Below are 13,198 nucleotides of genomic sequence, written 5' to 3' on the forward strand. Positions count from 1 at the left end.
TTTAAAGAATCACGCATTATCTTTCCACTGCCTGATTGTATAAAAAACATCCTCAGGGCTATTTTTTACACTTCCGGCATGCTTATTTGCTGCTTCAATAACACTTTTTTGGTCAAACCGGAGAAAGGGATTAATGGCTAACTCCAGTTGCAGCGTGCTTGGCAGAGTGATCTGCTCTTGTTCTCGTAACATTCTGACCTTTTCAGCGTAACTTTGCAGCACAGCGTTCTCGGGCTCAACTTTTAATGCGAAATTTACATTCGCCTGAGTGTATTCGTGGGCACAAAATACCCGAGTCTCGCCCGGCAGCTTACGCAGCTTTAGCAAGGACTGCGTAAATTGTTCCGGTGTGCCTTCAAACATACGGCCACAACCACCGGAAAATAGCGTGTCACCGCAAAATAAAAAGCCGGGAGTATAAAAGCTGATGTGATCCAGGGTGTGTCCCGGAGTGGTTAATACCTGCCACTGAATACCTCCAACGGTCAGTTCATCGCCTTCGGTAACTGTTTGGGTGAGCGTTTTTATATCAGGGTTTTCCGGGCCTATAACCGGACACGGGGTTTGTTCCAGCAATTCAGCTATGCCACCAGTGTGGTCGTAATGGTGGTGAGTGACTAAAATAGTCTCAATACTTTTATTATTTTGTTCCAGCCATTGTTGAACGGGTTTGGCTTCGCCGGGGTCTACAATAATAACTTTGTCATTATTATTGGTTTCAATTGCCCATATGTAATTGTCGTCGAAAGCTTCAATAGCGTGCACTCGCATGTTAACCCCTATAACGCTAGGATGAGAAACCCAGCGAGTAAGTTGAAGATAGGTTCATAATACAGGAATTAGCCGTGTTAATTAAACCAGCATATTCGAAAATTGATTTAGCGGCTCCCGGGAACTGGCAGCAAATGGCCTGCGGGCACTACATGATGGAGCAGACGGCTGAGTTAATTCGCGCTCATCAGCGACGACTAAAGCCGGGGAAAACGGTGGCTATAGGCTCTTTGAGTCCGGGTCTTAATGAGTGCCTTAAAAATGGGGCTCAGTGGCTGACTGTCGGTACAGGCAGCGAGGTAGCGGTTCGCAGCAAATTAACAGAGCTGGCTTTAAAGGAAGACAGTGTCGATAACCTAATTGCTCCTTTTGTCCTTGAATTTTGTCGGCATCCGCACCAGCTACTTAGAGAGGCAACGCGAGTCCTGGACGACGATGGTGTATTAATACTGACAGGGTTTAACCCCTACAGTCCGGCGGTGGCCAGCGGCTTTTTCATTCGCCATAAAAAGAGTTTCCCATGGTGTGGAAGGTACTTTACACCAGTACGAGTTAAAGACTGGCTGGAGTTGTTGGGGTTCGAAATTCTGGAATCTGAATTTTATGTTTCGAATTTTCTGCATCATAGCGAGCACCGGGGAAGTGACTGGTCAACGAAGCTGAGCAACCTGGTACCAGGGCTGCGCGCAGCTTATTTCATAGTGGCACGCAAACAAACTCTGATTAACAGGTTAAAACCGTCAGCTCAAAGAAAGCAGCTTGCGGTTAATGGAAGACAGGCAGCAACAGCAATGACGACGAAACAGTTTTCAAAGTCGAATAAACAAATAAGAGGTAAATTATGATTACAGCACAAGAGTTATGTGGAAAAGCGAAATTGAATGTCAAAGAAGTGAACACCGAAGAATTACAAAAAGCGATAGAGCAGGGCGCGCGCGTTATTGATGTAAGAGAGCCGGCTGAATATGGACAGGGACACATTCGGCAAGCGGTGAACATGCCCCGTGGTGTTTTGGAAATGCAGCTAAACCAGCATCCTGACGTGGCCGGATATGACAACGCGCTGGAACGCATCGCCGAAAAGCCGTTGTATCTTATTTGCCGAACCGGTGGTCGTTCAGCTCTGGCCGCGGAGAGCCTGCAACGCATGGGGCTGGATAATGTCTATAGCGTAGATGGCGGCATGAATGCGTGGCAGGAGAATAAACTGCCGGTAGTCGCAGGCGAGTAACTTACTCGCCTCCAAACCCTTTATCTTCAAGCATAGGCTCGCGCGTTGCGGCGTCGCGGGCCAGTTCATCACAACGCTCATTCTGTTTATGCCCTGAATGGCCTTTTATCCACTTCCATTCAACTTTATGGCGATTAACTTCTTCGTCCAGTTGTTGCCATAAATCTTTATTCTTAACCGCTTTACGGGCCGATGTGCGCCAGCCGTTTTGCTTCCAGCGATGCATCCACTGCTCTACACCTTGCTTCACATACTGGCTGTCGGTAGTCAGAATAACATGACAGGGGCGTTTCAACTCGCGCAGGCCAGCGATAGTAGCCAGCATCTCCATACGGTTATTGGTGGTCAGACGATACCCCTGGCTTAATTCTTTGTGATGTTTGCCGTATTCCAGTACGGCGCCATAGCCACCCGGCCCCGGGTTTCCCAGACAAGAACCATCAGTATATAAATGAACAGTTTTTGAGTTCGACATGTTACTTGCTACTATATCCGTTGTTTCCAGCGAGTATATCAGGATTTCACCATGCGTCAGGTCGTATTAGATACAGAAACTACCGGAATTGACCCCGCAAAGGGGCACAGAATTATTGAAATAGGCTGTGTGGAGCTTATTAATCGAAAATTAACCGGTAATCATTTCCATGTTTACATTAATCCCGAGCGGGTGGTCGAACAGGAAGCGATTGAAGTTCATGGTATAACCAATGATTTTTTAACCGACAAGCCCGTATTTGCGCAGGTGGTGCAGGATTTCATTGAATTTATTAAAGGCTCTCAGTTAGTTATTCATAATGCGCCATTTGACGTGGGTTTTATGGATGCTGAATTTAGTCGTATTCGCCCGGCGGTTGGCCTGACCAATGATTTTTGCTCGGTACTTGATACCTTGCAACTTGCCCGTGAAATGAGGCCGGGGCAAAGAAACAGTCTGGATGCACTATGCCGCGCCTACGACGTTGATAACTCTGCGCGTGAACTGCATGGCGCCTTGCTGGATGCCGAGATTCTTGCTGATGTCTATTTAATGATGACCGGCGGGCAAACGGCACTAAACCTGGCCAGCCACGGAAAAGACAATCAGGGTGGCTCACAAAAAGTGGAACATCAGCGAGTTACTAATCGTCCCGCATTAAAGGTTTTACGAGCAACTGCCGATGAAGAAGCATTACATCAGGAGCGTTTGGCGCGAGTCAAAGAAGAAGGTGGACATTGTCTGTGGCAAGACTCTTAGCAGTATTATTGGTTTTAATAAGTAGCTCATCAGCCTACGCGGTACAGAGTTTTAGCACGGTTGACTCTGACTCAAAAGAGGAAGTTGAAAAGCGTGCGATGAGCCTTATTGAAGGCGACCTTACTAATAAATTGCCAATTAAAGGGCAAAGCTTTCGTATAGACGAGAACGTCGAAGAAATTACTCTGTTGTTTTTTCGCGAACCGGACAGCAAGCCTCTGGTTCTCATCAAGCCTGACGGGAGTAAATGGTACGACGCCCGTTATCCGGCAGAGAAAGTTACCTGGTACACTGACCCTAATTTTGACATTATCAGGATAAAAGAGCCTCAACCTGGCCCCTGGCAGGCTGCTGGGCGCATTGATGAGGAAAATAAAGCTTTAGTTATTTCTGATATTCGCTTTGAAGCCGAACCTTTACCCAGTCCATTATTTCAGTACGAAGAGCTGAAAGTGGAAGGGAAACTCTATAATGGTGACGAAGTCGTTAAAACATCACGTTTTCGTCAGACAGTGCTACTGGATGTCCTGTTTATCAGTACTAATAACTCGGACTTTGATAACTTTGGTTCGAATCCGTCACGTGTAGCGCAATTTGAAGATGACGGCCGTGGTCATGATGAAAGAGCGGGTGATGGCATATTTACCGGTTTCTTTAATTTGGATGTGGTACCGGGTGAGTGGATGGCCACTTATGAAATGACTACTCCTTTGTATCAACGAGTGTTTGAATCCGGTCCTGTTGTGGTTGAGCCGTTACCGGTTGAATTTGACGTTATTCAGTCAGAGTCTGTGGACGATAATCATCAGTTTGTTATCCGTGTTGATGAAGACCGGATAGATCCGCAGAGCCTGGTGATTAATGGTGAAACCAGCTTCCCGAATGGCGAAGTTCGGAAATTTACGGTTAGCCAGATAGAGAGCTTTCCGCACCGTGTCGACATTGCTAACCTGGCTTTTGGTAAGCATCTTATAGATTTAGATATTTTTGCGACCAGTGCAGGTGGTCGTGAATTTGAAGCCAGAATTGATGATTTTAGTTTTATTGCAAAAGAACCGCCGCCACCTGAACCAACAGCGGCAGAGTTGGCGGAACGGCAACAAATAGAACTGGAGCGTCAGCGCGAACAGGCAAGGCAGGAGCGTGAGGCTAAGCAAAAGCAGGCGATGACGAATCTGATCATTATTGTTGTTGTTAATATTATCCTTATTGCATTAGCTTTAGTCGGGCTCTGGTGGTTTAAGTTTCGCCGGAAAAAAGTTGCGGTTGAGAGCGATGAAGCGGTAGCTGAAAAACCAGAGAAAAGTAGTAAAAAGTGACCTTTGTGGTTAAAAAAACGCAGATCTGAATATAAATCAGACAGTCGGTTAAAATCTTTAAAAAAAGTGTTGACTCATTTGCCCCTCACTCGTAATATGCACGCCGCGTTGAGGGAGACTTCAAAGCAAAGTACTAATGCGGAGTGGTAGTTCAGTTGGTTAGAATGCCGGCCTGTCACGCCGGAGGTCGCGGGTTCGAGTCCCGTCCACTCCGCCATTTAGTACGCCCCAAAGAATTTTTGCGGAGTGGTAGTTCAGTTGGTTAGAATGCCGGCCTGTCACGCCGGAGGTCGCGGGTTCGAGTCCCGTCCACTCCGCCATTATTCTCTCTCTTAGTAATATTCCCCTGTAAAAATCAAATTAATTAATCTTTTTTATTTTCTTTCTTCTGTTTTATTTTTCACCTACTTTAAGTTTTACCCCGAAGATCATGCTTTTTGCCGTTTAGCTCTTGAGCCTGAGGCTCCACAGGGCTAGAGTATTGTCACCAAAATCACAATGACAAACATAGACAACGGGAGATACCCATGCGTAAAACTTTACTGGCTGTAGCTGTAAGCGCGGCAGTATCGTTGGGAGCTTGCAGCGATGCAAATGACTCATCGACAACTGAGAACAAAACAGCTTCAACTGAAACGTCTAAAGACAGCAGTCAACAAGCAACAGAAACGAACCCATTCTTCGAGGCCAGCTCTCTGCAATATCAGGCACCGGACTTTGATGCTATTGAGTTCAAACATTTTGAACCTGCATTTGAGCGCGGAATGGAAGAGCACATGGCTGAAATTGAAGCTATTGCAACGAATTCAGCAGAACCTACTTTTGAAAATACCATTGTTGAAATGGAAAAAGCGGGCGAAATTCTGGGGCGTGTAAGCTCAGTGTTCTATAACCTGTCTTCTTCTAACAGCAGCGACGAAATTCGTGATTTACAGGGCAAACTAGCCCCTGAGATGGCCTCTCACCGTGACAACATCATGCTGAATCCAGACCTGTTTGCGCGAGTTAAGAGCTTATTTGATAACCGCGACTCTTTAGATCTGGATTCTGAGTCTGAGCGTTTACTGGAAGACACTTACAAAGGCTTTGTTCGTGCCGGCGCAGAGCTGAACGACGAGCAGAAGCAACAAATTCGTGATATCAACGAAGAGTTATCCAGTTTAACAACTGAATTCCAGAAAAGCTTAATGGCGCTGACTAACGAAAACGTCATTGTTGTTGATGATAAAGAACAATTGGCTGGACTTAGTGACAGTAAAATTGCGTCGTTAGCCAAAGCGGCAGAGAGCCGTGATATGGAAGGTAAGTACGCTATTACTCTGACTAACACAACTCGTCAGTCTATTTTGACCGATTTAGAAAACCGCGAACTGCGTCAGAAAATTTGGGAAACCTCAGCTAATCGTGGCTCTGGTAATACGGAAACTGATACACGCCCTATGGTTCAGCGTTTAACCAAGTTGCGCGCCGACAAAGCAAAACTTCTGGGCTTTGATAGCTGGGGTGACTATGTGCTGGCAGACAACATGGCTGGTACACCGGAAGCTGCTCAGTCTATGTTACGTGACTTAGTCCCAGCGGTGGTCAGTAACGTAGAAAAAGAAGCTGAAGAAGTTCAGGCAATGATTGAAGCTGAAGGTGAAGACTTTGAGCTTAAGCCATGGGACTGGTTCTACTATGCTGAGAAAGTACGTGAAGAAAAATACGCAATTGACTCTGATGAAGTAAAACAGTACTTCGAGTTTAATCGCGTACTAGAAGACGGTGTTTTCTATGCAATGAATCAATTGTTCGGTATTACGTTTGAAGAGCGTAACGACATTCCGGTTTATCATGACGATGTCGTTGTGTATGAAGTAAAAGACGTTGACGGTTCAAGTATTGGCCTGTTCTATGCCGACTACTTCACTCGTGACAGTAAACGCGGCGGAGCCTGGATGAGCTCTTTCCGTACTCAGTCTGAGCTGATGAATCAGAAGCCTGTCATTTTGAACAACATGAACATCACTAAAGCGCCTGAAGGTGAACCAACCTTAATCAGCTTTGATGAAGTATCGACCATGTTTCATGAAATGGGCCATGCGCTGCACGGGATGTTCTCTGACGTGAAATATCCGTCGCAGGCGGGTACTTCTGTACCGCGTGACTATGTTGAATTCCCTTCAACTTTCCAGGAAGACTGGACGCTGAATCCGAAAGTGATTGCCAAATACGCCAAACACTACGAAACCGGAGAACAAATCCCGGACGAGTTGCTGGAAAAAGTATTAGCTGCGCGTAACTTTAATCAGGGTTTCGATACGCTAGAGTATCTCTCTGCTGCGTTGTTAGATCTTGAGTATCACACGGTAGAGCCTGGGACAGAAATTAAAGATGTTGCAGCGTTTGAACAGGACGCACTGGAGAAAAACGGTGTAGCTATTGAAGCTGTACCACCACGCTATCGTTCAACTTACTTTGCTCACGTATTTGCAGGCGGCTACTCAGCGGGTTACTACGCTTATATGTGGAGTGAAGTGCTGGCAGCCGATGCCTTTAAACACATGGGCAACAACGGTGGTTTGAGCCTTGAAAATGGTCAGGCTTTCCGTAAAGAAATTCTGTCAAAAGGCAGCAGCAAAGATCCTATGCAGCAGTACATCGACTGGCGCGGTCAGGAACCGACTGTTGAAGCTTTGCTTGAACGTCGCGGACTAACGGATCCTAGTATCGACTAAGTCATTCTGAAATAATTTCGACTGAACAGTCGTTATCTAAAGCCACTGGCGTTATCATCGTCAGTGGCTTTTTTATTATCTGCAGATAGGCGAGGCACAAATGCAAGAACGGATTGTAATAGTTGGTGGCGGTGCAGGCGGATTAGAATTGGCGACTATGCTGGGAAGAAAGCTGGGTCGCAAGAAGAAAGCAAAGATAATGCTCATTGACAGAAACAGTACTCACTTATGGAAGCCGTTGTTGCACGAAGTTGCCTCAGGTGCGCTGGACTCGCGGCTGGCTGAACTGGATTACCGCGGACAAAGCGCCCGCGAAGGCTTTCAGTTTTTGGTTGGCACTTTAGAGTCTGTGAATAAAGACGAAAAGTCGATTCAATTAGCCGCAATAAAAGATGAACATGGCCATGAGGTGTTGGCGCCGCGCAGTATTCAATACGATAGATTAATTCTCTCCATTGGCAGTGTTACCGCAGATTTTGGAACTCCTGGCGTTAGCGATCATTGCTATTTTCTGGACTCACTGCGCCAGGCAGATGAATTCCATGAGCATTTACTAAATGAATTTTTACGAGTAAACCAGTCGATCGAAGACGGCGAAAATACGAAATTGTCACTGGCTATTGTGGGCGGTGGGGCGACCGGAGTTGAACTGGCCGCTGAACTTATTCATTCGGTGTCATTGTTGTCTATTTATGGTCTTTCTTTTCTTGATCAAAAGCATTTTGAAGTTCGTTTGGTTGAAGCCGGTAAACGATTATTGCCTGCGTTGCCCGAGCGTTTGTCAGCATCGGTAGAGAAGAAACTGAAATCGCTGGGTGTTGAAGTCATATTGGGTAATCCGGTTACTGAAGTAAAAGAAAACACTTTGGTGTTGTCTGAAGGAGAGAATATCAACGCCAATTTAATGGTTTGGGCAGCTGGTGTCCGGGCTCCCGATTTTGTCAGTGAATGGGGCCTGAAAGTTCGCAAAAACAACCAAATTGAGGTAAATGAGTATCTCCAGTCGGTCTCTGACGAAAGCATTTATGCCATAGGTGACTGTGCAGGTTGCCGCATAGACGATGAACGTTGGGTACCACCAAGAGCTCAGTCAGCACATCAGATGGCCGAATGTTTGTATCAGAATATTGTGCGTGAGTACCGCAACAAACCAGCAAAAGCCTTTGAATATAAAGACCGGGGCTCGCTCGTCTCACTGAGCCGTTTTTCGGCGGTGGGTAATTTAATGCAAAGTAAAAGTCTGTCAATGTCGCTTGAAGGCACTTTAGCGCGTTGGGCTTACGCCAGTTTATACCGCATGCACCAAAGAGCCTTACACGGCTGGTGGAAGATGTTTTTGTTGTTAATGGTGGATAAACTTAACCATGTTGTAAAACCGCGACTGAAGTTACACTGACGATATACTTCAGAGGCTGCTTAAGGCACAATAACGACCCTAAAATGATAACGAAAAAAGCCAGACTGTATCCGTAAAATGACTGCACCGAATTTTGTTCACTTAAGAGTTCATAGCGACTTTTCCATGATAGATGGACTGGCGAAAGTTGGTCCAATTTGTGAGGCTGTTGCTGAAGCGGGTATGCCTGCTTTAGCCATTACCGACCAAATGAACTTTTGTGGTCTGGTTCGCTACTATGGAAAAGCGCATCAATTGGGCTTAAAGCCTTTAATAGGGTGCGACTTCTGGGTGCAGGCTGACTATCCTGAGTCTGAAATCTTCCGCCTGACCGCACTGGCAATGGATAACGAAGGTTATCAGCAAATAACTCAGCTTATTTCAAAAGCTTATTTGCGCGGTAATATTAAAGGCAAGCCGGTTATTGATAAAGACTGGCTGAAAGAGCATAACAAGGGCATTATCTTGTTGTCCGGGAGCCGTCAGGGCGATGTAGGACAAGCTCTAATAAAAGGCCACGACAGGCAGTTGGATGCCGCCCTCGATTTCTATCAGCAATATTTTCCTGACCGCTATTACCTGGAACTGGTGCGCACTGGGCGGCCTCAGGAAGAAACCTATTTACATAAAGCTGTGGCTTTAGCCGGAGAAACTGGCCTACCTGTTGTCGCGACTAATGAAGTGGTTTTCCTGAAAGAAGAAGACTTTGATGCTCACGAAATTCGTGTGGCTATTCACGACGGGTACCAGCTGGAAGACAAACGTCGACCGAAAAAATATTCACCACAACAATATTTGCGCTCCAGCGAAGAAATGACAGAGTTGTTTTCTGACATTCCTGAAGCAATAGAAAATACTGTTGAAATAGCCAAGCGCTGTAATGTCACTGTGCGTTTGGGCGAATACTTCCTGCCTAAGTTTCCCACTGGCGACCTGACCACGGAAGAGTTCTTAATCAAAGTTTCGGAAGAAGGGCTAGAAGAGCGTTTAGAGTTTTTGTTTCCTGACGCGGAAGAGCGAGAGCAAAAGCGGCCAGAGTACGATGAACGACTGAAGCGCGAGCTTGGCGTTATTAACGATATGGGCTTTCCCGGATATTTCCTTATCGTTATGGAGTTTATTCAGTGGAGTAAAGACAACGGCATACCTGTAGGCCCAGGTCGCGGTTCAGGCGCAGGCTCTCTGGTGGCTTATGCACTTAAAATAACGGATTTGGATCCGCTTGAATTTGATTTACTTTTTGAGCGATTCCTTAACCCTGAACGGGTTTCTATGCCAGATTTCGATGTCGACTTCTGTATGGATCGTCGGGATGAAGTCATCGATCACGTTGCTGACCTCTACGGCCGTGAAGCGGTTTCGCAAATTATTACCTTCGGTACTATGGCGGCTAAGGCTGCTATACGAGATGTCGGAAGGGTACTGGCTCATCCCTATGGTTTTGTCGACCGAATTTCCAAGTTAATACCGGGCGATCCGGGCATGACTCTGGCCAAAGCCTTTGAAATTGAGCCCCAGCTTGGCGCCGCGTACGACCAGGATGAAGAAGTTAAAGCCATTATTGATATGGCTCGTATTCTTGAAGGCGTGACTCGTAATGCTGGTAAACACGCTGGTGGCGTGGTTATTTCTCCAACCAAAATAACCGACTTCTCGCCACTGTATTGCGATGATGAAGGTAACAACCCGGTCACTCAGTTTGATAAAGATGATGTTGAGTCGGCAGGTCTGGTTAAGTTCGACTTTTTGGGTTTGAGAACGCTGACCATTATTCAGTGGGCGGTTGATATGGTGAACCGCCGGCATGCTAAGAGCGGTAAAGATCCTATTGATATTACGTCGATTGATTTAACTGATCCGGCGTGTTTTAAACTGTTGAAAAAGGCCGAAACAACGGCGGTTTTTCAGTTAGAGTCGCGTGGCATGAAAGAGCTTATTAAAAAGCTTTTGCCGGACTCTTTCGAAGACATTATCGCCCTGGTGGCGCTATTCCGGCCGGGGCCACTGCAGTCCGGAATGGTTGATAACTTTATTGACCGGAAGCACGGCAGGGAAGAAATTTCTTACCCCGATGCTGAGTATCAGCATGAGAGTTTGCAACCCATACTGGAGCCGACTTACGGTGTCATCCTTTATCAGGAACAGGTAATGCAAATTGCCCAGGTTCTTGCAGGCTACACTTTGGGTGGTGCCGATTTATTACGCCGGGCAATGGGTAAGAAAAAGCCCGAAGAAATGGCTAAACAGCGGGAAATTTTTGCTAAGGGTGCGGCGCAAAATAATATCGACCCTGAACTGGCGACGAAAATCTTCGACTTGGTAGAGAAATTTGCCGGTTATGGATTTAACAAGTCGCACTCGGCTGCTTACGCTTTAGTTTCATACCAGACCTTATGGATGAAAACCCACTTTCCGGCAGAATTTATGGCCGCGGTGATGTCCGCCGATATGGATAACACCGACAAAATTGTCACTCTGGCGGACGAATGCGAACGCATGGGGCTGGACTTGTTGCCGCCGGACGTAAACAAAGGCGAATATAAGTTTACCGTCGATGAACAGCAACGAGTGGTTTACGGTATAGGCGCAATAAAAGGCGTGGGTGAGGGCCCAATTGAGTCTATTATTAAAGCCCGGGAAGAAGGCGGTCCGTTCCGCGACTTATTCGACTTCTGCTGTCGGGTTGACCTGAAGCGAATGAATAAGCGCATTCTGCAGCGCTTAATTCGTGCTGGCGCAATGGACAACTTAGGACCTCACCGTGCTTCATTAATGGCGACGCTGGAAAAAGCCATTCGTCAGGCCGAACAGCATCTGAATGCAGAAAAAATTGGGCAGTCGGATATGTTTGGGGTACTGACCACCGAACCTGAAGCGGTTGAACAGGAGTTTGTCAGCGTACGTAAATGGTCGGAAGCGGTCTGGTTAGAAGGAGAGCGCGACACTCTGGGTCTCTATTTAACCGGTCATCCTATTAACCGTTTTCGTGCAGAGCTCAAGCATTACATTAATAGTACATTGTCCAATGTTACTCCTACCCGTAAAGATGAGAGTATTGCCATTGCCGGACTGGTTATTGATGTGAGAGTACTGACCAATAAAAGAGGTCAGCGTTTTGCTATAGTGACTTTAGATGACAAAACGGCGCGCATGGATGTACGCTTATTTAGTAACGAATACGAAAGTTATCAGGAATTGCTCGAAAAAGACCGAATTTTGTGGATAAAAGGTGAGGTCAGATTTGATAACTTCAGTAATAGCAATACAATGACTGCCAGAGAAGTGATGGCAATTGAGCAGGCTCGGGAAACTTATCTCCGGCATTTAGCAATTACAGTAACGGATGAGCAGCTTGCTAAAGGTCTTGCCGGAAAACTGGAAAAGCTATTACAGCCCTTTGCTGAAGGGACTTGTCCGATAAAAATGCGGTATCAGTCGGAACGCGTTGAAGCCACGTTAAATGTTGGCGCACAATGGTATGTGAATCCGTCTGATGAATTAATATACGAATTACAGAATTTGCTGGGAACTCAGCAAGTTTCACTTGAATTTTAAAGGAAATGACAGCGAATGAGCCTTAATTTTCTGGATTTTGAACAACCTATTGCGGAACTTGAAGCGCAAATCGAGGAACTGAAGTCTGTTGGCAACCGCGGACAACTGGATCTGAATTTAGAAGAGGAAGTGCAGCGACTGACCACCAAGAGTCAGGAACTGACAGAGAAAATCTTTTCTGATTTAGGTGCGTGGCAGGTAGCACAGCTGGCGCGTCATCCTTTGCGTCCGTACACGCTTGACTATATTCGCATGATATTCACCGAGTTTGACGAAATGGCGGGTGATCGCTCTTTTGCTAACGACGAGGCTATTGTTGGTGGTATTGCGCGTTTAGACGGCACTCCGGTTATGGTTATAGGCCAGCAAAAAGGCCGCGAAACCAAAGAGAAGATCCGTCGTAACTTTGGTATGCCAAAGCCCGAAGGTTATCGTAAGGCGCTACGCCTGATGCAAACCGCCGAGCGTTTTAAAATGCCAATTGTTACCTTCATTGATACGCCGGGAGCTTACCCGGGAATTGGTGCGGAAGAACGCGGTCAGAGTGAAGCCATTGCACGCAACTTGAAAGTTATGGCGCGTTTAACCGTTCCTATTGTTTGTACTGTTATTGGAGAAGGTGGTTCTGGTGGTGCTCTGGCTATTGGTGTCGGCGACCGCGTTAACATGTTGCAATACAGTACGTACTCGGTTATTTCTCCGGAAGGTTGTGCTTCTATTTTGTGGAAAAGTGCCAGCAAAGCACCATTAGCGGCAGAAGCTATGGGCGTAACCGCAGAGCGCAGTAAAGAGTTGGGTCTGGTTGACTCTGTAATACCTGAGCCGTTAGGCGGCGCACACCGTCATCAGGAAGAAATGGCCGTACGCCTTAAGCGTCAGCTGATTTCTGATTTAGGAAGCTTACAGGGGTTAAGCCACGAGGAACTGCTGGACCAGCGTTATCGTAAACTCATGTCTTTTGGTTACTGCTAATTA

10 protein-coding genes and 2 tRNA genes are annotated in these 13,198 nt (G+C 46.5%); 10 read left to right on the top strand and 2 right to left on the bottom strand.

Features of this window, described 5'->3' with window-relative positions; genetic code table 11:
• Positions 1-9 precede the first annotated feature (9 nt).
• On the bottom strand, positions 10-771 hold the full coding sequence (gloB, locus tag ACN0RF_RS01050) for a hydroxyacylglutathione hydrolase (protein ID WP_417437738.1): 762 nt from the start codon (positions 769-771) through the stop codon (positions 10-12).
• A 74-nt stretch (positions 772-845) separates the two neighbouring features.
• Here gloB and ACN0RF_RS01055 point away from each other — a divergent pair, with 74 nt between their 5' ends.
• Both ACN0RF_RS01055 and ACN0RF_RS01060 read left to right on the top strand, forming a co-directional pair.
• Positions 846-1,616, top strand: a complete 771-nt coding sequence (locus tag ACN0RF_RS01055; protein WP_417437739.1) for a class I SAM-dependent methyltransferase — start codon at positions 846-848, stop codon at positions 1,614-1,616.
• On the top strand, positions 1,613-2,002 hold the full coding sequence (locus tag ACN0RF_RS01060; RefSeq protein WP_417437740.1) for a rhodanese-like domain-containing protein: 390 nt from the start codon (positions 1,613-1,615) through the stop codon (positions 2,000-2,002). Before ACN0RF_RS01055 ends, ACN0RF_RS01060 begins: the two co-directional genes overlap by 4 nt.
• A gap of 1 nt (position 2,003) precedes the next feature.
• Here the strand turns inward: ACN0RF_RS01060 and rnhA are convergent, their stop codons facing one another.
• Positions 2,004-2,477, bottom strand: coding sequence for a ribonuclease HI (gene rnhA, locus ACN0RF_RS01065; RefSeq protein WP_286822881.1), 474 nt, complete (start codon positions 2,475-2,477; stop codon positions 2,004-2,006).
• Positions 2,478-2,528: 51 nt separating this feature from the next.
• On the opposite strand from rnhA, the gene dnaQ reads away from it, so the two are divergent.
• The 8 genes from dnaQ to accA all read left to right on the top strand — a co-directional run bounded on the left by dnaQ (position 2,529) and on the right by accA (position 13,195).
• Complete coding sequence (gene dnaQ, locus ACN0RF_RS01070) at positions 2,529-3,236, top strand: DNA polymerase III subunit epsilon (protein ID WP_417437741.1); 708 nt, start codon at positions 2,529-2,531, stop codon at positions 3,234-3,236.
• Positions 3,221-4,555 carry a TIGR03503 family protein gene (locus ACN0RF_RS01075; protein ID WP_417437742.1) on the top strand — a complete coding sequence of 445 codons (1,335 nt, stop codon included), beginning with the start codon at positions 3,221-3,223 and terminating at the stop codon, positions 4,553-4,555. The genes dnaQ and ACN0RF_RS01075 overlap by 16 nt, the downstream gene beginning before the upstream one ends.
• A 140-nt stretch (positions 4,556-4,695) precedes the next feature.
• A tRNA-Asp gene (locus tag ACN0RF_RS01080) sits at positions 4,696-4,772 on the top strand.
• Positions 4,773-4,798: 26 nt separating this feature from the next.
• Positions 4,799-4,875, top strand: a tRNA-Asp gene (locus ACN0RF_RS01085).
• 207 nt (positions 4,876-5,082) lie between these two features.
• Complete coding sequence (locus tag ACN0RF_RS01090; RefSeq protein WP_417437743.1) at positions 5,083-7,272, top strand: M3 family metallopeptidase; 2,190 nt, start codon at positions 5,083-5,085, stop codon at positions 7,270-7,272.
• A gap of 100 nt (positions 7,273-7,372) precedes the next feature.
• Positions 7,373-8,668 (top strand): NAD(P)/FAD-dependent oxidoreductase, encoded by a 1,296-nt coding sequence (locus tag ACN0RF_RS01095; protein ID WP_417437744.1) that lies wholly within the window; start codon positions 7,373-7,375, stop codon positions 8,666-8,668.
• A gap of 78 nt (positions 8,669-8,746) precedes the next feature.
• A complete protein-coding gene (gene dnaE, locus ACN0RF_RS01100; RefSeq protein WP_417437745.1) occupies positions 8,747-12,223 on the top strand; it encodes a DNA polymerase III subunit alpha in 3,477 nt (1,158 codons plus the stop codon).
• A gap of 15 nt (positions 12,224-12,238) precedes the next feature.
• Positions 12,239-13,195 (top strand): acetyl-CoA carboxylase carboxyl transferase subunit alpha, encoded by a 957-nt coding sequence (accA, locus tag ACN0RF_RS01105; protein WP_417437746.1) that lies wholly within the window; start codon positions 12,239-12,241, stop codon positions 13,193-13,195.
• Positions 13,196-13,198 lie beyond the last annotated feature (3 nt).

The organism is Idiomarina sp. (genome assembly GCF_048260185.1).
Lineage (GTDB): Bacteria > Pseudomonadota > Gammaproteobacteria > Enterobacterales > Alteromonadaceae > Idiomarina.